Raw genomic sequence first — 22080 nt, 5'->3', positions numbered from 1 at the left:
TCCGCACGTAACGCCCATACGTTGGCGATACGTTGGCAAAACGAGACCTTACGGTCACGGTCGGTAGGGGAGCTGCGGGACGTCGTAACAGGCGGTCGCCGGGTCGGGGACCTGGCTCACCCAGCCGCCGCGCCCGTCGAAGGCCTCGTCCTGCCAGCGGGCGGCGTTCAGGCAGGCGAGGGTGGGCCCGGTGGGCCGGGGCTGCCGGGTGAAGTCGGTCGGGATCAGCAGCCCGTGCGCGTCGTAGGGCTCGGTGCGGTTCATGAAGCGCTCCACGCAGGCGCGGGTCAGGGCGGCGCCGCAGGAGTCCATCGCGTCGGTCAGCCACTGGGCCGCCGCCCAGCCCTCCAACTCCCAGGCGGAGAGCTGCCCTTCCCGCTCGGGGTAGTAACGGGCCAGCGCCGCCCGGAAGTCGGCGACGGCGCTCTGGCCGGTGTCCTCGTAGTTGCGCGAAGCCGAGGTCGCCCACAGGTTGTTGCGGCAGTTCGGCGAGTCGCGGTAGTCCTCGCGCACCGTCTCGGACCAGTTCTGCACATTGGTGACCTTGGCGGTCAGCCGCACCCCGGCCGCGTCCAGCGCCTGGCAGAGCGCCGCGTTGCCCCGGCTGTCCATGGCGTCGAACAGCAGCTCGCTGCCGTCGGCCTTCATCGCGGCCGCCACGGTCTGGAAGCCCGGCAGCGCGAGGTCCACGCTCTGGCTGAGCACCCGGAACCCCTCCGCCCGGAGGCCCTCCTCCAACTGCCGTGCGTAGCGCGCGGAGTCGGCCTGGTTGTAGGCGACCACGGCCGCGCTGCGGGCGCCGAGACGCTCCTTGAGGAAGCGGTACACCTCGGTGCTCTGGTACAGCGTGCCGTCCCAGCCGACCGAGCGGCCGTCCCGGGGCGCCGAGGAGCCGTAGATGCTGTAGAGGTGCGGCCAGCGGTCGTACGCCGTGCCGATCGGCTGCCCGCCGACGTCGGGCACCGCGTGCGCGTCCACGTACGGGGCGCCGCCGTAGTCCAGCACGCTGCCCGCCACCAGGGCGAAGACCCGCTCCTGGTCGATCATGCGGTGGGCGCAGTCCACGTTGCCGAGGGCGCTGCCGCCGTCGTCGCAGGTGAGCACCCGGACGGTCCGGCCGTGCAGGGCGCCCCGGTCGGCCAAGGCGCGGAAGAAGGCGAGTGCGCCGTAGCGGGGGCCGGTGAAGGCCTCACCGCCGACCGGGCTGGTCACCGAGGTGATGATGCCGATCCGGATCTCCTGCGCCGTCACCCCGGTGTCGGTGGCCAGGTCGGGGGCCCGGCCGCCGGTGCCGAAGGCGCTCTCCGGCAGGCGGCTGCCGCAGGCGGTGGCCGCCAGCAGCAGCAGTGCGAGGGCGGCGGCGGCCGGGCGACACCCGACCACCGCCGCCCGGCCGCGCCGGCTCAGCTGCACCCGGGCACCGTGGTGGCGGCGTTCCCGGCGAGCGTGACCAGGCCGCACAGGGTGGAGGTGGACACCTTCCAGGTGCCGTTCTCCAGGACCGCCTGTCCGCTGGCGTCCGGCTGCACCACCGCGCCCTCCAGGGAGAGCGAGTAGGTCACCGTGGCGGTGGTCGGCGAGGTGAAGTCCACCGAGGTCACCTGGGCCTTCACCTGCCCGACCCGGGGGTCGGAGGCGAAGCCCTGGAGCACCGGCACCAGCTGCTCGCCGTTCTGCAGCAGGGCCGCCTTGTCGGCCAGCGAGGTGGCCGGGTCGAAGAACTTCTCCCAGGTGGCGGTGACCTGGGTGGTCGCCGTGGCCACGTCGGCCGGCCCGCTCCCGGAGGCCGAGGCCGAGGCGGACGCCGAGACCGAGATGGAGATCGAGGCGGACGGCGAGGCCGAGATCGAGATCGAGACGGACGGGTTGCTGGAGCCCGAATCCGAGCTCGAGCAGCCTGCCGCCAGCAGCGTGGCCAGCACGGCGCCGGTGAGGCCCAGGGCGGTGGCCGCCCGTGGCCGCCGGAGGCGGTGGCCGCCGTGCGGGTGGGGGTGCGGCCCGGGGACGGCCCCGGCCCGGTGGTCACTGTGCCTGATGCGCATGGCTCACTCACCGCGTTCTTCCCGACCTGATGGCCCGTCCGCCCCGGTCGCTCGGTTGGCTGCCCGGCCGACGGGCCGGGCTGCGGCTGGATACGCCGCACGGGACACTATGAAGGAAAATCACCGGACAATGTGCAACATAGCGAGCATAAGACTCAAATCGGGCGGCCGGTACCGCCCACGGAAGGGCCCATGACGCGCCTGCACCTGCGGACCGCAGCCCGCGCACTGCGCGACCGCCCCGGCTGGCCGGTGGCCATCGCCGGCCTGCTGCTCTGCCTGCTCGGCTGGTACGGCGTGTCCGGCGAGCGGGTGACCGCCCGCCAGCTGCCCTACCTCGCCTCCGCCACCGCCCCCGGCGCCGCGCTGCTCGCCGCCGGCGCGCTGCTGCTCGGCACCCGCGCCGGAGCCGATCGCCCCAACACGCCGACCGACCCCCGGGTGGAGCAGCTCTACGCCCTGCTCACCGCGGAGGCGGCCGCCGTCGACCCGGCGCCGGCCGAGGGACCGCCGCTCGCCGTGCCCGACGGCACCCTCTACCACCGCCGGGACTGCCCGCTGGTGGCCGGCAAGCCGCAGGCCGTCCCGGTGGACGCGGTCACGGCCCGGCAGCGGGAGCTCACCCCCTGCCCGGTCTGCGACCCCGGCCCGCCCCCGCCGGCGGACGGCTGACACCGTGCCGGACACCCTTTCGCTCGGCCTCGACCTGCTGCTCGCCGGCCTCGCCGCCGGCAGCGCCGCCGCGCTCAGCGGCGTCGGACTGATCGTCACGCACCGCGCCACCGGCGTGCTCAACCTCGCCCAGGGAGCCCAGGCGATGCTGATCGCCTACCTGCTGCGCGAACTGGTCGTGGTCCGGCACTGGCCGCTCGCCCCCGCCGCCCTCTGCTGCCTGCTGGTCGCGGCGCCCGCCCTCGGGGTGCTGCTGGAGGTGGCGGTCTTCCGCCCGCTGCTGCGCCGCGGGGCCGGGCCGGCCGAGACCCTGGTCGCCTCCGTCGGCGTGTTCGTGCTGCTGATCGGCACCGCCGTCCTGGTCTGGGGCACCACCCCGTACGGCGACGCGCCCGCGCTCGCACCGGCCACCGTGCTGGCCCGCCCCGGCGGGCACCCGCTGCGGCTGGACACCCTGGTCCAACTCGCCGGCGTGCTCCTGCTCACCGTCGCCATCGGCCTGATCGACCGGCACACCGGGCTCGGCGTACGGCTGCGCGCCGTGGTCGACGACCGGCGGCTGGCCGGCCTGGCCGGGATCGACGCCGACCGGGTGTCGGCGTACGGGTGGGCGTTCGGCTCGTTCACCGCCGGACTGGTCGGCGTCCTGCTCGCGCCCTACCTGCTGCTCGACCCGTACGGGCTGCCGCTGCTGGTGCTGGAGACCATGGCGGTGGCGGTCGCCGCCCGGCTGCGCAGCCTGCCGGTCGCGGTGGTCACCGGCCTGGCGCTCGGCGTGGTGCAGAGCGAGCTCACCCGGTGGCGCCCGCCCGGCCAGCTGCTACCGCTCGCCCAGGCCCTGCAGGCCAACCTCTTCGTGGTCGCGCTGCTGGTCGCGGCGCTGCTGCCGTGGCGGACCGCGCTCGCCGCCGACCGCGGCCTGCCGGTGCCGCACGGGCGCAGCACCTCGGCCGGCGTCCGGGTGGCCTGCCTGGTGCTCCTGCTGCTGCCGCTCTGGTTCCGCGCCGACGACCTGCGGCACGCCCTCGCGGTGCCCGCGCTCGCCCTGGTGCTGCTGTCCACCGTCGTGGTCACCGGCTACGGCGGCCAGGTCTCGCTCGGCCAGGCCGGGTACGCCGGGCTCGGCGCGCTCGGCACCGCGCTGCTGCTCTCCGGCCGGGTGCCCGGTGTGCCCGCGCTCCCGGCGGTGCCCGCGCTGCTGCTGGCGGTCGCCGCGGCGGTGCCGCTCGGCCTGCTGACCGGCTGGCCCGCGATCCGGCGCCGCGGCCTCGCCCTCGCGCTGACCACGCTCGCGGTCGGCACCGCGCTCAGCCGCCTGGTCTTCGACCAGCCGTACGCGATCGCCGGCCTGGACCTCGACCGGGCGGTGCTGCCCTGTGGCGACCGCGGGCTGTACGCGGTGGAGTTGCTGCTGCTCGGCGTGGCCCTGCTGCTGGTCCGCAACCTGCACCGGGGCCGGCTCGGGCGGGCCCTGACCGCGCTGCGCGACCAGCAGGGCGCCGCCTCGGCCGCCGGCATCGACGTGCCCCGGCTCAAACTGCTGCTCTTCATGGCCGGCTCCGGGCTCGCGGCGCTCGGCGGCGCCCTGACCACGCTGGCCGCCCACTCCTTCGACCCCCACTCCTTCGACCCGGTCCGCGGGCTGCTCTGGTTCGCCGCGGCGGTGGTCGCCGGGGTGGACAGCGCCGCCGGGGCGGTGGCCGCCGCGGCCGCCCTCACCACCCTGGACACGCTGGCCGGGCAAGGCGTGTCCGCCGTCGTGGTGGGCGCCGGCGCGGTCGCGATCGGCCGGCTGCCCGGCGGGCTGGCCGGGCTCGCGGGGCGGCGCCGCGGCGCACCCCGGCCGGTGCTCAGCCCGCTCGGGCGGCGGGTGCGCGAGCGGCTCCCGGGCGGTGGGTCCGGATGAGCGCCGGCCCGGCCGCGGGGCTGAGCGCGCACGGCCTGGTCCGCCGGTTCGGCGGCGCCACCGCCGTCGACGGTGTCGACCTGAGCGTGCCGCCGGGCCGGATCACCGCCCTGGTCGGCCCCAACGGCGCGGGCAAGAGCACCCTGTTCGACTGCCTCAGCGGCGCCGCCCGCGCCGACGGCGGCCTGGTCCGGCTGGACGGCCGCGACATCACCCGGCTGCCCGACCACGCCCGGGCCCGGCTCGGCCTGGCCCGCACCTTCCAGCAGCCCGCCGTCTTCCCCGGCCTGACGGTCGGCGAGAACGTCCGGGTCGGCGCCGAACAGCGCACTCCGGGCACCGTCCGCGGCCTGCTCGGCCTGCCCCCGGCCGGGCGCGCGCAGGCCCGCGCCGCCACCACGCGGGCGCTGCGCCTGCTGGGCCTGGAAGCCGTCCGCGACCGGCCGGCCGCCGACCTGCCCACCGGCGCCCTGCGCCTGCTGGAACTCGCCCGGGCGCTGGCCGCCGACCCCCGGGTCCTGCTGCTGGACGAACCGACCGCCGGGCTGGACACCGCCCAGACCGAGCACCTCGCCGCGGTGCTGCGGGCGCTGGCCGCCGAGGGACTGGCCGTCCTGCTGGTCGAGCACGACGCCGAGCTGGTCGCCGAACTGGCCCACACCGCCTACGTGCTGGCTGCCGGGCAGGTGGTGCTCAGCGGCCCCGCCCGGGCCGTGCTGACGGACCGCAGGGTGACCGGGCTGTGGGGCGGGCGGTGAGCGCCGCGGCCGAGCTGTCCGCGGTCCGGGTCCGGTACGGCCTGCTGGAGGCACTGCACGGCGTCGACCTGGCCTGCCCGGCCGGGCGGGTCACCGTCCTGCTCGGCCGCAACGGCGCCGGCCGGACGACCGTGCTGCACACCCTGGCCGGCACGCTGCGCCCCGCCGCCGGGCGGGTCCGCTGGCAGGGGCGGGACATCACCGCCGCCGACGCCTTCCGCCGGGCCCGGCTCGGGATCGCCCTGGTCCCCTCCGAGCGGGCCGTCTTCGGCTCGCTCACGGTGGCGGAGCAGCTGGCCCTCGGCGGCCCGGGCCCCGCCGACGCCTGGTTCCCCGAACTGGCCCCGCTGCTCGACCGCCGGGCCGGCACCCTCTCCGGCGGCCAGCAGCAGCTGGTCGCCCTCGGCCGAGCCCTGCTGGCCCGCCCCCGCCTGCTGCTCCTGGACGAGCCCGCCCGGGGCCTCGCCCCCGCCGTGGTCGCCCGCCTGCACGGCATCCTGCTGGACCTGGCCGCCGAGGGCCGCACCGTGGTCCTCGCCGAACAGTCACTGCCCCCCGCCCTCACCCGCCCGGGCGTCCTGGTCCACGTCCTCACCCGCGGCCGCCTCACCTTCAGCGGCGAGGCCGGCGAACCGCGCCCGTGAACCCGACCGGCGAACAGTGCTGGTCCGCATCCGCGAGCTCTTGAGCTGACAGGCCGCCGTCAGGCGTGACCCCCGAGGTCACCCCCGCCCAGGTGGCGGTGGCGGCGGGCGCGGGCTGCCAGGAGGTCGGGGGGTGGGGTGGTGGTGAGGTCGGTGAGGGCGGCGGCGATCGCGTGGCCGACCCGGGCGCAGAAGGCGGCGGGTTCCTCGGCCGCGTCCGGGAGTTCGGCGATCACCGTGTCGACCAGGCCGGTGGCGGCCAGGGCGGTGGCGCCGATGCCCTGGGAGCGGGCCAGTTCGGCGGCGTGGTCGCCGTCCCGGTGGACGATGGCGGAGGCGCCCTCGGGTGGCAGCGGGGCCAGCCAGGCGTGTTCGGCCGCCAGCACCCGGTCGGCGGGCAGCAGGGCGAGCGCCCCGCCGCCGGAGCCCTGGCCGAGCAGGACCGCCAGCACCGGCGTGCGCAGCGCCACCAGGGTGGTCAGGCAGCGGGCGATCTCGACCGCGATGCCGTCCAGCTCGGCCTGGGCGGAGAGTTCGGCGCCGGCCGTGTCCACCAGGGTGACCAGCGGCAGCCCGAGCTGCTCGGCCAGCCGTGCGGAGCGGCGGACCAGCCGGAGGTCGGCCGCGGTGAACGGCCGGGCGGCGTCGCCCTCCTGGCGCTGCTGGCCGACCACCACGGCCGGCCGGCCGTCGAACCGGGCCAGCGCCCGGACCAGCGCGCCCTGCCCGTCCAGCGGGAGCAGCCCGTCCGCGCACTGCCGCAGCAGCTGCCGGGCGCCCGGCCGGTCCGGGCGCCGGGTGCGCCGGACCGAGTCCCAGGCGTCCGCCGCGCCGGCTGCCTCGGGCGGCGCCGGGACGACCGCCGCCGACGGCGGTCCGGACAGGACGTCGAGCGCCCGCCGCAGCACCTCGCGCAGCCGCTCCTGCGGCACCACGGCGTCCAGCAGCCCGCGGGCGGCGAGGGTCTCGGCGAGCTGGACGTCGGCCGGCAGCGGTTCGCCGCGCAGCTGCTCGTACACCCGGGGGCCGAGGAAGCCCAGCCGGGCGCCCGGCTCGGCCAGCACCAGGTGCCCCAGCGTGCCCCAGGAGGCGAAGACCCCGCCCATGGTGGGGTTGCGCAGGTAGGTGAGGTAGGGCAGCCCGGCGGCCTGGTGCGCCTGGACCGCGGCGGTGACCCGGACCATGCACAGGAAGGCGGCGGCGCCCTCCTGCATCCGGGTGCCGCCGGAGACCGGCAGTGCGACCAGCGGCAGGCGCTCGGCGGTGGCCCGCTCCACGGCGCGGGTGATCCGCTCGGCCGTGGCGACCCCGATCGAGCCGCCCAGGAAGGCGAACTCCGAGGCCACCAGTGCCACCGGACGGCCTGCCAGCAGACCCTGCCCGGTGGTGACCGCCTCGTCCAGACCGCTGCGCTGCCGGGCCCTGGCCAGCGCGGCGCGGTAGTCCCGGTCCTGGGGCGGGGCGCCGAGCGGCTCGTCCCAGCGGACGAAACTGCCCGGGTCCACGATCCGCCCGATCAGCTGAACTGCCGTCACCACGCCTCCTCGCCGCCGCGCTTGCCGCTGCCGGGCCCCACCCTAGGCTCGGCGGGGCCCGGACGGCTGTGACGGCCGTCGCAGGCCGCTCGCGCGGCGGTGGACCGGATCGGTGCCCGGAGGGCCGTGCCTCGGCCGCCGGGCCCGGGGGCACGGTTTGGTAAAACCCCGCCCCGAGGGTGGGGGGCGGTGTGGACGGCGCGCCGGGGGGCTTCTAAGGTATGCCTCAGCTAACTGGACGACCGGGGGGTCGAGCACCTGCCCGGTCGTCCTTTTTGCTGCCCTGTACCTGTCATGCCACGCCTGTCACGCCCTGTAGGCCCTCGCCCGTGGAGTTCTCATGTCCGCCCGTCGCCGTACCGCCGCAGCCGCCCTGCTCTCCGTCGCCGTCATAGGCGGGGCCCTGGCCGGCTGCTCGAAGAAGGACGACAAGGCCTCCGCCGACGCGATCCAGGTGAACGCCTCGGACACGGCGTGCGAGCTGTCCAAGACCACCTTCCCCGGTGGCCAGGTCAAGCTGTCCGTGCACAACAAGGGCAGCAAGTCCACCGAGGTCTACGTCTACGCGGCCGGCGACAAGATCGTCACCGAGCGGGAGAACATCGGCCCCGGCACCCACGTCGACATCTCGGCCGAGATCAAGGCCGGCAGCTACGAGGTGGCGTGCAAGCCCGGCATGACGGGCGACGGCATCCGCCAGAAGATCACCGTCACCGGTGACGGCGGCGCCACCGCCAAGGCCGACGCCCGTCTCCAGGACGCGGTCGCCGCCTACCAGAAGTACGCGCAGGAGCAGGCCGACGCCACCATCCCGGTGGTGACCCGGTTCGCCGAGGCGATCAAGGCCGGCGACCTGGAGCAGGCCAAGGGCCTGTTCGCCCCGTCCCGGGTGGGCTGGGAGCGCACCGAGCCGGTCGCCGAGAGCTTCGGCGACGTCGACCCGAAGACCGACACCCGCGAGGACGGCCTGGAGCCCGGCCAGGAGTGGACCGGCTGGCACAAGCTGGAGAAGTCCCTCTGGGCGGACAACGCCATCACCGACGCCGACAAGAAGCTCGCCGACCAGCTGGTCGCCGACCTGACCGACTGGCAGAAGAAGATCCCGGCCGCCGAGATCACCGCCACCAGCATGGCGAACGGCGCCAAGGAGCTGCTGGACGAGGTCGCCACCGGCAAGGTCACCGGCGAGGAGGACCGCTACAGCCACACCGACCTCTCCGACTTCGCCGCCAACGTCGAGGGTGCCAAGAAGGCGTACGACCTGCTCAAGCCGGTCGCGGCGGAGAAGGACGCCGAGCTGGCCAAGACCCTGGACAGCGAGTTCGCCGCGATCCAGACCCTGCTCGCCAAGTACAAGCAGGGTGACGTCTACACCTCCTACGACAAGGTCACCGAGGCCGAGCGCAAGACCTTCGCCGACTCGGTGAACGCCCTGGCCGAGCCGCTCTCCAAGCTCGCCGCCGCTGTGGTCGTCAGCTGAACCGCGCCGTAGCCTGCTTGCCGTGACGGCCGTGACCGGCCGTCACGGCAGCCGTGTCCCCACCCCAGACCGACGAAGGACCCAAGGTATGAACGCCGAGACCCCCAGCGACTCCGACCACGGCCAGTCCGCCGCGCCGAGCGGTGAGCCGCAGGGCGGCGTCAGCCGGCGCGCCGTGATCGGCTGGGCCGGCGCAGGCGTGGCGCTCGGCGCCGCGGCGGCCGGTTCGGTGGCGGCCGCCACCCTGCGCGACTCCGACCCCGCGCCGGCGGCCGGGGCGAGCGTGGACATCCCGTTCTACTCCGACCACCAGTCCGGGATCGCCACCCCGGTCCAGGACCGGCTGCACTTCGCCGCGTTCGACGTCACCACCACCAGCCGTGACGCGCTGGTGAAGATGCTCAAGGAGTGGACCAAGGCCGCCGCGGTGATGACCGGCGGCCGCGAGGTCGGGGCCGGGGCGACCGGCCTGGCCGAGGCGCCGCCGGACGACACCGGCGAGGCGCTCGGCCTGCCGTCCTCCCGGCTGACCCTCACCGTCGGCTTCGGACCCACCCTGTTCGAGAAGTCCGGCCCGGACGGTACAACGGTCGACCGCTTCGGCCTGAAGGCCAAGCGCCCCGAGGCACTGATCGACCTGCCCAAGTTCCCGCACGACAACCTCGACCTCGCGCGCAGCGGCGGCGACCTCTGCGTGCAGGCCTGCGCCGACGACCCGCAGGTCGCGGTGCACGCCATCCGCAACCTGGCCCGGATCGGCATGGGCGTGGTCAACGTCCGCTGGTCCCAGCTCGGGTTCGGCAAGACCTCCTCCACCACGCCCGAGGCGCAGACCCCGCGCAACCTGATGGGCTTCAAGGACGGCACCCACAACATCTCCGGCAGCGACGCCGACGCCCTCGGCAAGCACGTCTGGGTCAACCCCGGCGAGGGCCCGGAGTGGATGACCGGCGGTTCCTACCTGGTCGCCCGCCGGATCCGGATGCACATCGAGACCTGGGACCGCACCTCGCTCAAGGAGCAGGAGGACGTCTTCGGCCGCACCAAGCGCGAGGGTGCCCCGTACGGCAAGCAGCAGGAGCGGGACACCCCTGACCTCAAGGCGATGCCCGAGGACTCGCACGTGCGCCTCGCCCACCCGGACAGCAACGACGGCCTGATGATCCTGCGCCGGGGCTTCTCCTTCACCGACGGCACCGACGGCCTCGGCCGGCTGGAGGCGGGCCTGTTCTTCCTCGCCTACCAGCGCGACACCCGCAAGGCCTTCGTGCCGCTGCAGCAGCGGCTGGCCGGCTCCGACAAGCTCAACGAGTACATCCAGCACGTCGGTTCGGCCCACTTCGCCTGCCCGCCCGGCATCCGCAAGCCCGGCGAATGGTGGGGCCAGGCCCTCTTCGGCTGAGCCCCGCCCCGTACAACCCCTTGAGGAGACCGCCGTGTTCGGCAACTACCTGATCGGCCTGCGCGAGGGCCTCGAAGCCAGCCTCGTCGTCTGCATCCTGATCGCCTACCTGGTGAAGACCGAGCGCCGCGACCGGCTCACCCCGGTCTGGGCCGGCATCGGCGCGGCGGTGCTGCTCTCGATGGCGTTCGGCGCCGTGCTGCAGTACGGCTCGACCCAGATGACCTTCGAGGCCCAGGAGGCGCTCGGCGGCTCGCTGTCGATCATCGCGGTCGGCCTGGTCACCTGGATGGTGTTCTGGATGCGCCGCACCGCCCGGCACCTGAAGGCGGAGCTGCACGGCAAGCTGGACGCCGCGCTGGCGATGGGCACCTTCGCCCTGGTGTCCACCGCCTTCCTGGCGGTCGGCCGCGAGGGCCTGGAGACCGCGCTGTTCATCTGGACCGCGGTGCAGGCCACCAACGACGGCTGGAACCCGCTGGTGGGCGCCGTGCTCGGCCTGCTCACCTCGGTGGTGCTGGGCTGGCTGTTCTACCGGGGCGCGCTGAAGATCAACCTGGCCAAGTTCTTCACCTGGACCGGCGCCATGCTGGTCGTGGTGGCGGCCGGGGTGCTCGCCTACGGCGTGCACGACCTCCAGGAGGCCGGCTGGCTGCCCGGCCTGCACAGCCTGGCCTTCGACATCAGCTCCACCATCCCCAAGGACAGCTGGTACGGCACCCTGCTCAAGGGCGTGTTCAACTTCCAGCCCGACCCGTCGGTCCTCCAGGGGCTGGTCTGGCTGGCCTACCTGGCGCCGACCCTGTTCCTGTTCCTGCGCCCGGCCGGCGGCACCGGCCCGCGGCCGGCCGCGCCGGTCGAGGCCAGCACCGCCTGACCCGCCCGCCGCCCGCCGCCTGCGCGCCCAGCGCCCCGTTCCCCGGTCGACCGGGGGCGGGGCGCTCGGCGTTGCGGCACCGGTGCGCCCGGCGTTGCGGCACCGGTGCCCCCGGGCGGCCGTCGGGCTGCCGACCGCCCGGCCGTGGCGAACTGTTGCCGCGGGGAATTGGCGCCCGCGGTGGCGCCGGTACCGAAGTGACGCAGCGTCAGTGGGTGACGGCGGACGGTTTCGCAATTCGCCCAGGATGCTTGCGGGGCAAGCGAATTCACGAGTGATTGGCAACTTGCAACCCGTTGTGGCCACCCCCCGCCGCCGGTACAGTCCCCCTGAATTACCGAGGGCGCAAAGGGGCGTTCTCCGTGGCGGTTGGGGGAGCGGTCATTTTAGGGACTCGTGGTGTCGGTCCGGTCGCCTCGGACTTGATTGACGTGTTCACGCAGATTGTCGAGGGTCATCCCGATCGGGTGGCGATCGAGCACAATGGCCGCACATCGACCTATCGCGAGCTGGACGAGCTGGTCAGCCGGGTGGCGGCACGGCTGGGTGATCGGCCGGGTGTGGTTGGTGTCCGAACTTCCCGTTCTCCGGCGCTGGTCGCCGAGCTGCTCGGGGTGCTGGCCGCGGGCGGTACATACTGCCCGATCGATCCGGCCTTTCCGGCGGACCGGCAGCGCGCCATGGTGGCGGCGGCCGGCTGCCGCACGGTGGTCGATGCAGAAACGTTTCCCCCCTCGGAGTCAGGCCATCGGCCGGTCGACCTGGCCGGTGTTCCGGGCCCGGCCGGCTCCGGCGCGCAGCAGCCCGACCCGGCCTACATCCTCTTCACCTCGGGCTCCACCGGGGCGCCGAAGCCGGTGGCCGTCCCGCACGGGGCGATCGGGGTCGCCGTCCAGGCGCTGCGCGACCTGTTCGAACTCGGCCCGGACGACCGGGTGCTGCAGTTCGCCTCGCTGAACTGGGACACCTGCTTCGAGGAGATCCTGCCGGCGCTCACCGCCGGAGCCGCGCTGGTGCTCGACGACGAGGCCCACTGCGGCTCCTTCCCGCGCTTCCTGCGGATGCTGGAGCGTCGCCGGATCACCGTGCTCGACCTGCCGACCGCCTACTGGCACGAGCTGGTGCGCCATCTCGCCGAGGACCCGGCCGCCCTCCCGTCCTGCGTGCGGCTGGTGGTGATCGGCGGCGAGGCCGCGAGCCCGGCTCGGCTGGCCGACTGGTGCGAGCTGGCGACCGGCGACATCCGCCTGGTCAACACCTACGGCAGCACCGAGACCACCCTGGTGACCCACGCCGTCGACCTGCACGGCCCCCGGGCGCCCCGGTTCGACCGGCCCTGGCGCTCGGCCGACCGGGTGCCGATCGGCCTCGCGCTGCCGCACGTCCTCGAACGCATCGGCGAGGACGGCGAGTTGATGATCGGCGGCCCGGCGCTCGCGCTCGGCTACCACGGCCGGCCGGCGGCCACCGAGGCCAGGTTCGGCGCGGGACAGGCCCGCTGGTTCCGGACCGGGGACCGGGTGGAGCGCGGCGCGGACGGGATGCTGGTGCACCGCGGCCGGCTGGACGGCGAGGTCAAGGTGCGCGGCATCCGGGTCGACCCGGCCGAGGTCGAGGCCCACCTGACCGGCCATCCCGGGGTCGCCGCGGCGGCCGTGACGGGCGCCGTCCTGGCCGGCCGCACCACGCTGGTGGCCTATGTGGTGCCGGGCCCGCGGGCCGACGCCGCGGGCCTCGCCGCGGAGCTGCGCGGCCACCTGGCGGCCCGGGTGCCCGGACACCTGGTGCCCGGCCGGATCGAGGTCGTGCCCCACCTCGCCCGCACCGCCAGCGGCAAGGTCGACCGGGCCGGCACGCACCGCCGGCACACCGAGCAGAAGGCGGCCGAGCAGAAGGCGGCCGAGCGGCAGGGGGCCGAGCAGCACACGGAACAAGGTCAAGGAGGCCTGCGATGAGCGTGGACACGGTGATGGTGGTCTTCGGCCGGGTGCTGGAGACCGACGGGATCACCCCCGACTCCGACTTCTTCGCACTCGGCGGCGACTCGCTGATCGCGACCCGGGTGCTGAGCGCCGTCGCCCGCGAGTCGGGCGTGGAGCTGTCCTTCGAGGACTTCCTGGCCGCCCCCACCCCCGAGTCGCTCGCCAAGAAGATCGCGGGTGCCGCCGGATGAGCGTGGTCGTGGTCGGAGCCGGCCTGGCCGGGCTCACCGCCGCCGTCGACCTCGCCCGCGCCGGGGTCGAGGTCACCGTCCTGGAGGCCCGCGACCGGGTCGGCGGCCGGACCCACGGGATCGAGGTCGCGCCCGGCCGCTGGGTCGACGCCGGGGCCGCCTACCTCGGCGACCGGCACACCGAACTGCTGGCGCTGATCGACGAGTCGGGCCTGAAGACCGTGCCGACCGAGCTGGTCGGCGACAGCCGCTTCGCGCTCGGCACGGCGTCCGACGGCACCCGGGCGGGCCGTTTCCCGCCGCTCGACGCGGTCGCCCTGGGCGGGATGTTCGACCTGCTGGCCGACCTCACCGCCACAGTCCGCGTCGACGCCCCGTGGCTGACCCCCGGCGCCGCCGAACTGGACGCGCTGACCGCCGCCGACTGGGCCGAGCAGCACCTCACCCACCCGGACGCCCGGCTGTTCTTCCCGCTCTTCCTGGGCGAGATGATGGCCGCCGACCCGGCCGCGATCTCCGTCCTGCATCTGGCCTTCTACCTGCGCTCCGGCGGCGGCATCCGCTACCTCAACGCCTTCGAGGGCGGCGCCCAGCAGGACCGGGTGGCCGGCGGCGCCCACCAGCTCTGCGAGCGGCTCGCCGAGCGCCTCGGCGGGCGGGTGCGGCTGTCCGACCCGGTCCACGCGATCGACCAGGACGCCGCCGGCGTCACCGTGCACTCCGCGAGCGGGGCCACCCGGGCCGAAGCGGTGGTGGTCGCGCTGCCGCCGCTGCTGGCCGACGCGCTGGCGTACCGGCCCGCGTCGACCGCCCGGCGCAGCAGCGGGCGGACGGCACGCGGCTGCGCGATCAAGGTCCAGCTGGTCTACCCGGAGCCGTACTGGCGGGCCCAGGGCCTGTCCGGCTGGTCGGTCAACGCCGAGGGGCCGTTGCTGTCCACCGTGGACGACACCCCACCCGGCGGCGGGCCCGGGGTGCTCACCGGCTTCGTCACCGGCGCCGAGGCGCACCGCTTCGCGGCCCTCACCCCCGAGCGGCAGCGGGCCGAGGCCGTCGCCCAGGCTGGCCGGCTGTTCCCGCAGCTGCCGCCGCCGACCGCCTGCCACCTCACCGACTGGGTCAACGAGCAGTACAGCAGCGGCTGTTACGCGGCGCTGCTCGGCCCCGGCGACTGGACCGAGCTCGGCCCGCGGCTGGCCACCCCGCAGCAGCGGGTGCACTGGGCCGGCACCGAGACCAGCACCGAGTTCTTCGGTCTGATGGAGGGCGCCGTCCGCTCCGGCCACCGGGTCGCGGCCGAGCTCCTGGCACCGCGGCAGGTCCCGTACCAGTTCTGAACCACCCTCACAGACAGTCCGGTTGGGAGACAGCGATGCACGAGACCAGCCCGATAGCCCCGCTCGCCGTACGACAGCAGCTGATGACCGAGCCGGAGTTGGGCGCCGGCAACTTCCTGGACCACGCCCTCGCGGTCAACCCCAACCGCGCCGTGCCGTTCGCCTTCGGCCACCACACCGACCACCGCGGCCAGGTCGTGCTGCGCGGCCACAGCCTGCTCGACCTGGCCGCCCACCGGGACAGGTACGCCAAGTGGTACCACGCGAACGGCGTGCGGCCCGGGGAGCCGGTCGGCATCGTGGTCGCCGAAGGCCTGGAGCCGCTGCTGCACTTCTTCGCCCTGACCGCGCTCGGCGCCGTGCCGGCCCTGATCAACGACGCCATGCGCCCCGACGTGATGCTCCGCTACCTCGACCACGTGGGCGTGGTCGGCATCGTCGCCGACGACCCGACCCGGCTCGCCGCCGCCTACCGGGCCGACCCGCAGCGCCGGCCCCGGTTCATCGCGCTCACCGCCGAGGTGCAGGCCTTCGACGCGGAGTCGGCCGGGCTGCCGGAGCAGTACCCGTACCGGCACGCCGCCGACGACGTGGTGGCGCTGATCCACTCCTCCGGCACCACCGGGACGCCGAAGTCCACCATGCTCGCGCACCGCCAGTTCTGGGACGGCAAGCAGCCGCGGATGGTCCGCTTCCCGGCCGAGCCGTACGACCGGCTGATGTCGCTGATGCCGCACACCCACGCCGGCGGCCTGAGCTACTTCCTCACCGCCACCCTGCTCGGGCTGCCGACCGTGGTGATGGGGGACTGGCGGCGCGCCGTCGTGGAGCCGGTGATGGAGGCCTTCCGGCCGACCATGGTGGCCTCCTTCCCGCGGACCTTCGTCGAGCTGGCCACCGGTGAACTCCCGGTCGCCGGAGCCGCCAAGGTGCACTCCTGGTTCAACACCGGCGACAGCGCCCACTACGGCCACATCCGGCGGCTGGTGCAGCTCGGCGAGCGGCCGGCCGGCCTGATCAGGCCCTGGCTGCTGCCACAGGAACGGGACGAGCAACCGGCGCTGTCCGGCTCGCAGTTCATCGACGGGCTGGGCTCCTCGGAGATGGGCATGGCGCTGTTCGGCCAGGTCACCTCGCCGGAGACGGAGCGCAACGACCGCTGCGTCGGCAAGCCGCTGGAGGTGGTCCGCAAGGCCGCCGTGCTCGCCGAGGACGGCACCGAGCTGCCCGACGGCGAGGTCGGCCTGCTCGGTGTGGTCACCCCGTCCCGCACCCCCGGGTACTGGAACAACCCCCGGCTGACCAGCAGCTTCGAACTGGCCGGCTACTGGCTCACCGGGGACGTGGCCCGCCGGGACGCCGAGGGCCGGTTCTACCACCTGGACCGCACCGTGGACGTGATCGACACCGCGGACGGCCCGCTGCACAGCCTGCCGATCGAGGAGGTCCTGCTCGCCGACTGCGCCGACCTGGTGCAGGACTGCTCGGTGGTCGGCGTGCCCGGGCCGGACGGCGGTGGGCAACTGCCCATCGCGGTCGTCAAGTTGCAGGCCGAGGCGGCCGGTACCGGGGCGTCGGCGGTGCGCGAGGCCGCCGACAAGGCGCTGGCCGGCGCCGGCCTGCCCGGCCTGGCCGCGGTGCGGATCGTCCGGGAGAGCGGCGACTTCCCGCTCGGGCCCACCGGCAAGGTGCTCAAGCGCGAGCTGCGCACCCGCTACGCCACCCTGTTCACCGGCGGTCCGGACAGCCCGGACCGATGAGCGAGGACACCGCCCGGCAGCCGTACCGGTACGTCCGCAGCGCCCTGGTCGAACCGGACTGGCGACGGCTGCCGGGCTGGCGGGACGTCACCGAGGCCCAGTGGCGCGACGCCCAGTGGCAGCGGGCGCACTGCGTGCAGAACGCGCGGCAGCTGCGGGCCGTGGTCGGCGACCTCCTGGAGGAGCGCTTCTACCGCGAACTGGAGGCCGACCGGCAGCAGTTCGCGACCATGTCGATGCTGGTGCCGCCGCAGATGCTCAACACCATGGCGCCGGGCGCGCCGGGTCGGCCCGCGGCCTTCACCGACGCCTTCCTGGCCGACCCGCTGCGCCGCTACCTGCTCCCGGTCCGCTCCGACCGGGAGCAGGTCTGGCCCAGCCACCCGCTGGCCGAGCGCGACTCGCTGCACGAGGCCGCGATGTGGGTGGTGGAGGGGCTGACCCACCGCTACCCGACCAAGGTGCTGGCCGAGTTGGTCTCCACCTGCCCCCAGTACTGCGGGCACTGCACCAGGATGGACCTGGTGGGCAACTCCACCCCGCAGGTCACCAAGGCGCGCCTGGTGCTGCGGCCGGCCGACCGCCAGGAGCAGATGCTCGACTATCTCAAGCGCACGCCCCAGGTGCGGGACGTGGTGGTCTCCGGCGGCGACCTGGCCAACGTGCCCTGGCCCCGGCTGGAGAGCTTCCTGCTGCGGCTGCTGGAGCTGGGCTCGGTCCGCGACATCCGGCTCGCCACCAAGGCGCTGGTCGGCCTGCCGCAGCACTGGCTGCAGGCCGACGTGCTGGCGGGGATGGCCCGGGTCGCCGCGGTGGCGGCCCGGCGGTCCGTCAACCTCGCCGTGCACACCCACGCCAACCACGTGCGGTCGGTCACCCCGCTGGTCGCCGAGGCGGCGCGGGCGCTGCTGGACGCGGGGGTCCGGGACGTGCGCAACCAAGGGGTGCTGATGCGCGGGGTGAACGCCACCGCCGGCGACCTGCTGGACCTCTGCTTCGCGCTCCAGGGCGAGGCCAACATCCTGCCGTACTACTTCTACCTGTGCGACATGATCCCCAACGCCGAGCACTGGCGGGTCGCCGTGCACGAGGCCCAGCGGCTCCAGGAGGACATCATGGGGTACCTGCCCGGCTACGCCACCCCGCGGATCGTCAACGACGTGCCCGACCTGGGCAAGCGCTGGGTGCACCAGGTCGTCGACTACGACCGCGAGCGCGGCGTCTCGTACTGGACCAAGAGCTACCGCACCGCGCCCGAGGCCCGGACCGCCGCCGACCCGGCCGAGGCCGGGCGGCGCTACCCGTGCTACGACCCGATCCCCACCCTCCCCGAGTCCGGCCGCCGCTGGTGGGCCGACCGGTACGGCAGGAAGGCCTGAACGATGCTCGAACTCCACCGGCTGGCGATGCGGCACAGCGTCGCGGCCGTCTCGCTCGTCGAGGCCGACCAGTGGACCCTGCCCACCCCGTGCGCGGAGTGGGACCTGCGCCGGCTGGTGGAGCACATGACCGCCGAGAACCACGGGTTCGCGGCGGCCGCCGACGGCGAGCGGACCGACCGCTCGGCCTGGGACCACCGGCCGGCCGGCGGCGGCCCGGTGGCGGACTACCGGGCCTCGGCGGAGCGGGTGGTCACCGCCTTCGGGGCGGCGGGTGTGCTGGAGCGGGAGTTCTGGCTGCCGCGGATCGACCCGGCGGTGCCGTTCGCGGGGCGGCGGGCGGTCTCCTTCCACCTGCTCGACTACCTGGTGCACACCTGGGACGTCGCCCGCGCACTCGGCCGCCCGGTGGCGTTCGAGGCCGAACTGCTGGCGGAGGTCGCGGACATCGCCGACCGCGAGGTACCGGACACCCCCCGCCGGCTGCGCCCCGGAGCGGGCTTCCGCCCCCGGCTCCCACCGCCGGCCGACGCGACCCCGCTCGACCGGCTGTTGACGGACCTCGGCCGCTCCCCGAGCTGGCCCGCCTGAGGCCGCTCCGGCGCGCCCGGCGGCGTCAGCTCGGTCGGAGCTCCCCGGAGAGCATCACGCTCTGGCCGCGGAACTCGGCCACCACCGTGCCGTCGGCCTTGCGGACGGTGACGTCGTAGACCCCGTGCCGGCCGGCCCGCACCCGCTCCACCGCCTCGGCGGTCAGCTCGTCGCCGGCGGCGGCCGGCCGCAGGAAGCTGACCTGCGCGCCCTGCGCCACGGTGACCGGGCCGTGGGTGTTGCAGGCGAACGAGAAGGCGGCGTCGGCGAGCAGGAAGAGGAAGCCGCCGTGGGCGATGCCGTGCCCGTTGACCATGTCCCCGGTGAGCCGCAGCCGCACGGTGGCCCGCCCCGGCCCGACCTCGCCGAGCGTGATCCCCAGCGATCGGCAGACCGGGTCCTGGTCGTACAGGGTCTTGGCGCGGGACATGCTCAGCGCGAGCGGATCGGTCTCCGTACCCATGCCTACCTGCGCTCTCCCGGCGTGCTGTGACGACCGCATTAGATCGGTTGCCGGAGTCACTGTCAACGATCGCACCCGGTGCGGAGGTTGGCCGGATTTCGTTTATCGGTCGTTGAGCGCGGGGCTCTAGCGTTCCCCCCATGCCTCAGCCGAACCCCACGCGCGACCAGCTCTCGGACCACGACGCCGCCACCTTCCAGCTGCTGCTCAGCAGACTCAGCGACTCGCTGGCGCAGGACCTTTCGGCCGCGGCGGCGCCCTCGCCCGCCGGGTCGGGCGCCGACCCGGCGGGGGGTGCAGGGTCAGCTCTCCGAGCGCCGTAGCAGGTAGCTGTCCATGATCCAGCCCTTGCGCTCCCGGGCCTGCTCGCGCAGCTCCCGGATCCGCGGCGCGGCCTCGGCGAGCGGACCGGCGGCGAGGATCTCGTCCGGGGTGCCGAGGTAGGCGCCGTAGAAGATCTCCAGGCCCTCGGGGTCGATCTCGGTGAAGGCCGCCCGCCCGTCGAGCATCACCACCACGTCGTCCACGCCCTCGGGGAAGCCCTGGGCGAGGCGGCGGCCGGTGGTGATCTGGACCGGCCGGCCGACCCGGGTCAGCGTGGTGCGGTGCCGGGCGGCGAGCGCCGAGACGCTGCTGATGCCGGGGATCACCTCGTACTCGAAGGTCGCGGCGCCGCGGGCCAGCACCTCCTCCACCACCGCGATCACGCTGTCGTACAGGCTCGGGTCGCCCCAGACCAGGAACGCGCCGGTCTCCTGCTGGCCGAGGTGCTCGGCCAGCAGGCCTTCGACCAGGTCGGCCCGCCGGCGGCGCCAGTCGTCCACCGCCGCGGTGTAGGCCGGCGTGGTGCGGTCCCGCTCGGCGTCCGGGACGCCGACCACGCGGTGGTCCGGCTTGGCGTGCTCGGCCAGGATCTGCCGGCGCAGCCGGATCATGTCCTGGCGCTCCTCGTTCTTGTCGAGGATGAAGAAGACATCGGTGCGGGCGAGGGCCTTGGCCGCCTGCAGGGTGAGGTGGTCGGGGTCGCCCGCGCCGATGCCGATGACGAGGATCTGCTGCATGGCAGCGATTGTGCCGTGCGGACGGGACCGCCGGGCGCACGGGGGTGCCCGGGAGCCGTCCGGGTGAGATGTCGCCACCGGTCCGTGCCGTCATGATGGAGGAGATGGAGGAGGGGGTGCCGGCACCGCCGCGGCGGCCGGCCAGGAAGGGGCTGCGTGATGGAGCTGTTCCCACCGATCCCGCTGGCCGATTGGCAGGACACCAAGGAGACGCTGCACCGGTTCGCCCAGGTCGTGGGCAAGATCCGGCTGGCCGGGAGCATGCGCCGCAACCACTGGTGGAACGTGCCCTTCCACCTCACCGGCCGGGGCATCACCACCCGCCCGACCGGCTGGGCCGACGGCGGCCCGGTCTTCACCCTCGACTTCGACTTCGTCGGGCACCGGCTGGTCGCCGCCACACTGGACGGCCGGGAGGCCTCCTTCCCGCTGCTCGGCCGCTCCGTGGCCGACTTCCACCGCGACACCCTGGCGACCCTGGCCGGGCTCGGGGTCCGGGCGGAGATCGAGCACCCGCGCCCGTTCGACCTCCCCGACGCCGCCCGGCCGTTCGCCGAGGACACCGAGCACGCGGCCTACGACCCGGCCAAGGCCCTGCGGTACTGGCAGGTGCTCAGCCAGGTGGCGCTGGTGCTGGAGGAGTTCGCGGCCCGCTTCTCGGGGAAGTCCAGCCCGGTGCACCACTTCTGGCACACCTTCGACATCGCCCACACCCGGTTCTCCGACCGGGTGGCCGAACTGCCCCCGCAGGCCGACCCGGTGACCAGGGAGGCGTACTCCCGTGAGGTGATCAGCTTCGGCTTCTGGTTCGGCGACGACGAGTTCCCCGCGCCGGCCTTCTACTCCTACACCGCCCCCGAGCCGGCCGGGCTGGACGGGGAGCCGCTCGACCCGCCGGCCGCGCGCTGGGTGCCGCGCAAGGGCAGCCACCTGGCCGTACTGGGCTACGAGGAAGCCCGGGCCGCCGCGGACCCGCGGGCGGCCGTGCTCGACTTCTTCGAGAGCGCCTACCTGGCCGGAGCCCGCCGGGCGGGCTGGGACGCCGCTGCGCTGGCCTGCCCCGGCGGGATCACCGACCCGTACCTGCCGGCCCGCTGACCGCCGCAGGGCCCCTCGGCGGGCAGGCACCCTCAGTGCAGGTGCTGCCGCCAGTCGTCGGGGACACTGCCGCTCGGCCCGGGGGTCGGCTGCGACAGCGGGTGCGCCAGCGGCTCGGCGAGCTCAGGGCCCTCGTAGTACTCCTCGGTCTCGACGTTCCAGAACCAGTCCTCACCGGGCTCGAAGCTGGTGATGAACGGGTGGCCGGCCGCACGCGCGTGCGCGCCGGCGTGCTGTGCGGGCGAGGAGTCGCAGCAGCCGATGCGCCCGCACGCCGCGCAGCGGCGCAGGTGCAGCCACCAGCCCCCGACCGCCAGGCAGTCGGCGCAGCCTTCGCCGCTGGGTTTCGCGGTGGGGTCGATGCCCGGGATCAGTTCCTCGGCCATTCGGGGTACCTCCCTGCTGCGGCGCGCGAGTCGCCGCGGCCCGGGCCCGCTCGGGTGCGGGCGCCTGTTCGCAGCGTACGACCGCGGCCGCCGCGCCGCCGCCGCTGCCGGCCGCTCACCGCTTCCGGGCCGCTCACCGCTTCCGGGCCGACCGCCGCCCCCCGGCGGCCAGCGCGGCGCAGGCCACCGCGGCCACCAGCCCGGCGGTCAGCACGCCGCCGCCGGAGCAGCGCGAGGACAGCACCGACCAGCGGGAGCGCTCGGACAGCACCGAGCCGGTGCTCAGCCAGGAGCCGGCCGAGACCAGCGAGAGCGCGGAGCCGATCGAACCGATCGACAGCGCGCTGCCGATCGAGCCGATGGACAGCACCGAGCCGACCGAACCGATCGAGAGCGCCGAGCCGACCGAACCGATCGACAGCACGGAGTTCTCGGACCAGAGCGACAGCGACGAGCCGGAATGCTTGGACATGCCCCGATCGTAAGGTGCGGGGCCGCTCCGTTGCTGGGATCGTG

22 protein-coding genes are annotated in these 22080 nt (G+C 74.7%); 15 read left to right on the top strand and 7 right to left on the bottom strand.

Going from position 1 to position 22080, the window contains the following annotated elements; translation table 11 throughout:
* Positions 1-54 precede the first annotated feature (54 nt).
* The gene (locus AB0K43_RS25535; protein ID WP_363643612.1) at positions 55-1407 is read right to left on the bottom strand and encodes an ABC transporter substrate-binding protein; all 1353 of its coding nucleotides are present in this window, start codon (positions 1405-1407) and stop codon (positions 55-57) included.
* Positions 1404-2042, bottom strand: coding sequence for a hypothetical protein (locus AB0K43_RS25530; RefSeq protein WP_363643598.1), 639 nt, complete (start codon positions 2040-2042; stop codon positions 1404-1406). Before AB0K43_RS25530 ends, AB0K43_RS25535 begins: the two co-directional genes overlap by 4 nt.
* Before the next feature lie 192 nt (positions 2043-2234).
* Here AB0K43_RS25530 and AB0K43_RS25525 point away from each other — a divergent pair, with 192 nt between their 5' ends.
* Genes AB0K43_RS25525 through AB0K43_RS25510 form a run of 4 tightly spaced genes read left to right on the top strand, consistent with a single transcriptional unit; the run spans position 2235 to position 6022 of the window.
* The gene (locus tag AB0K43_RS25525) at positions 2235-2714 is read left to right on the top strand and encodes a hypothetical protein (protein WP_363643596.1); all 480 of its coding nucleotides are present in this window, start codon (positions 2235-2237) and stop codon (positions 2712-2714) included.
* Between the two features lie 4 nt (positions 2715-2718).
* The gene (locus tag AB0K43_RS25520) at positions 2719-4620 is read left to right on the top strand and encodes an ABC transporter permease (protein ID WP_363643594.1); all 1902 of its coding nucleotides are present in this window, start codon (positions 2719-2721) and stop codon (positions 4618-4620) included.
* Positions 4617-5378 carry an ATP-binding cassette domain-containing protein gene (locus tag AB0K43_RS25515; protein WP_363643592.1) on the top strand — a complete coding sequence of 254 codons (762 nt, stop codon included), beginning with the start codon at positions 4617-4619 and terminating at the stop codon, positions 5376-5378. Before AB0K43_RS25520 ends, AB0K43_RS25515 begins: the two co-directional genes overlap by 4 nt.
* Entirely contained in the window at positions 5375-6022 is a 648-nt protein-coding gene (locus tag AB0K43_RS25510; RefSeq protein WP_363643590.1) for an ATP-binding cassette domain-containing protein, read from the top strand. Before AB0K43_RS25515 ends, AB0K43_RS25510 begins: the two co-directional genes overlap by 4 nt.
* A gap of 59 nt (positions 6023-6081) precedes the next feature.
* Here AB0K43_RS25510 and AB0K43_RS25505 read toward each other — a convergent pair whose 3' ends face one another.
* Positions 6082-7557, bottom strand: coding sequence for a carboxyl transferase domain-containing protein (locus tag AB0K43_RS25505; RefSeq protein WP_363643588.1), 1476 nt, complete (start codon positions 7555-7557; stop codon positions 6082-6084).
* Positions 7558-7897: 340 nt separating this feature from the next.
* Between AB0K43_RS25505 and efeO the strand changes: the two genes are divergently transcribed.
* The 9 genes from efeO (at position 7898) to AB0K43_RS25460 (ending at position 18556) form a co-directional block, all read left to right on the top strand.
* On the top strand, positions 7898-9037 hold the full coding sequence (gene efeO, locus AB0K43_RS25500) for an iron uptake system protein EfeO (RefSeq protein ID WP_363643586.1): 1140 nt from the start codon (positions 7898-7900) through the stop codon (positions 9035-9037).
* Positions 9038-9125: 88 nt separating this feature from the next.
* On the top strand, positions 9126-10439 hold the full coding sequence (gene efeB / locus AB0K43_RS25495; RefSeq protein WP_363643584.1) for an iron uptake transporter deferrochelatase/peroxidase subunit: 1314 nt from the start codon (positions 9126-9128) through the stop codon (positions 10437-10439).
* Between the two features lie 34 nt (positions 10440-10473).
* Positions 10474-11316, top strand: a complete 843-nt coding sequence (efeU, locus tag AB0K43_RS25490; RefSeq protein WP_363643582.1) for an iron uptake transporter permease EfeU — start codon at positions 10474-10476, stop codon at positions 11314-11316.
* A gap of 362 nt (positions 11317-11678) precedes the next feature.
* Complete coding sequence (locus tag AB0K43_RS25485; RefSeq protein WP_363643580.1) at positions 11679-13271, top strand: amino acid adenylation domain-containing protein; 1593 nt, start codon at positions 11679-11681, stop codon at positions 13269-13271.
* Positions 13268-13489, top strand: coding sequence for an acyl carrier protein (locus tag AB0K43_RS25480; protein ID WP_363643578.1), 222 nt, complete (start codon positions 13268-13270; stop codon positions 13487-13489). The genes AB0K43_RS25485 and AB0K43_RS25480 overlap by 4 nt, the downstream gene beginning before the upstream one ends.
* Positions 13486-14826, top strand: a complete 1341-nt coding sequence (locus tag AB0K43_RS25475; RefSeq protein ID WP_363643576.1) for an FAD-dependent oxidoreductase — start codon at positions 13486-13488, stop codon at positions 14824-14826. The genes AB0K43_RS25480 and AB0K43_RS25475 overlap by 4 nt, the downstream gene beginning before the upstream one ends.
* A 35-nt stretch (positions 14827-14861) precedes the next feature.
* A complete protein-coding gene (locus AB0K43_RS25470; protein ID WP_363643574.1) occupies positions 14862-16586 on the top strand; it encodes a class I adenylate-forming enzyme family protein in 1725 nt (574 codons plus the stop codon).
* Positions 16583-17965, top strand: coding sequence for a lysine 2,3-aminomutase (locus AB0K43_RS25465; protein ID WP_363643572.1), 1383 nt, complete (start codon positions 16583-16585; stop codon positions 17963-17965). The genes AB0K43_RS25470 and AB0K43_RS25465 overlap by 4 nt, the downstream gene beginning before the upstream one ends.
* Positions 17966-17968: 3 nt before the next feature.
* Positions 17969-18556 carry a TIGR03086 family metal-binding protein gene (locus tag AB0K43_RS25460; protein WP_363643570.1) on the top strand — a complete coding sequence of 196 codons (588 nt, stop codon included), beginning with the start codon at positions 17969-17971 and terminating at the stop codon, positions 18554-18556.
* A gap of 25 nt (positions 18557-18581) precedes the next feature.
* On the opposite strand, the gene paaI is transcribed toward AB0K43_RS25460, so the two are convergent.
* On the bottom strand, positions 18582-18986 hold the full coding sequence (gene paaI, locus AB0K43_RS25455) for a hydroxyphenylacetyl-CoA thioesterase PaaI (protein WP_363643610.1): 405 nt from the start codon (positions 18984-18986) through the stop codon (positions 18582-18584).
* 173 nt (positions 18987-19159) lie between these two features.
* Between paaI and AB0K43_RS25450 the strand changes: the two genes are divergently transcribed.
* Positions 19160-19342 (top strand): hypothetical protein, encoded by a 183-nt coding sequence (locus AB0K43_RS25450; RefSeq protein ID WP_363643568.1) that lies wholly within the window; start codon positions 19160-19162, stop codon positions 19340-19342.
* Here AB0K43_RS25450 and cobF read toward each other — a convergent pair.
* Positions 19322-20080 carry a precorrin-6A synthase (deacetylating) gene (gene cobF, locus AB0K43_RS25445; RefSeq protein WP_363643566.1) on the bottom strand — a complete coding sequence of 253 codons (759 nt, stop codon included), beginning with the start codon at positions 20078-20080 and terminating at the stop codon, positions 19322-19324. The genes AB0K43_RS25450 and cobF overlap by 21 nt on opposite strands.
* 159 nt (positions 20081-20239) lie before the next feature.
* Here cobF and AB0K43_RS25440 point away from each other — a divergent pair, with 159 nt between their 5' ends.
* Positions 20240-21178, top strand: coding sequence for a DUF5996 family protein (locus AB0K43_RS25440; protein WP_363643564.1), 939 nt, complete (start codon positions 20240-20242; stop codon positions 21176-21178).
* Between the two features lie 32 nt (positions 21179-21210).
* Here the strand turns inward: AB0K43_RS25440 and AB0K43_RS25435 are convergent, their stop codons facing one another.
* Together AB0K43_RS25435 and AB0K43_RS25430 are read right to left on the bottom strand one after the other, a co-directional pair.
* Positions 21211-21564 (bottom strand): UBP-type zinc finger domain-containing protein, encoded by a 354-nt coding sequence (locus AB0K43_RS25435; RefSeq protein WP_363643562.1) that lies wholly within the window; start codon positions 21562-21564, stop codon positions 21211-21213.
* Positions 21565-21697: 133 nt separating this feature from the next.
* Entirely contained in the window at positions 21698-22036 is a 339-nt protein-coding gene (locus AB0K43_RS25430) for a hypothetical protein (protein WP_363643560.1), read from the bottom strand.
* Positions 22037-22080 lie beyond the last annotated feature (44 nt).

Source organism: Kitasatospora sp. NPDC049258 (genome assembly GCF_040678895.1).
In the GTDB taxonomy this organism is placed as follows: domain Bacteria; phylum Actinomycetota; class Actinomycetes; order Streptomycetales; family Streptomycetaceae; genus Kitasatospora.
Note: the sequence above shows the minus strand (reverse complement) of the source record. Positions and strands in the feature narration are given on the sequence as shown.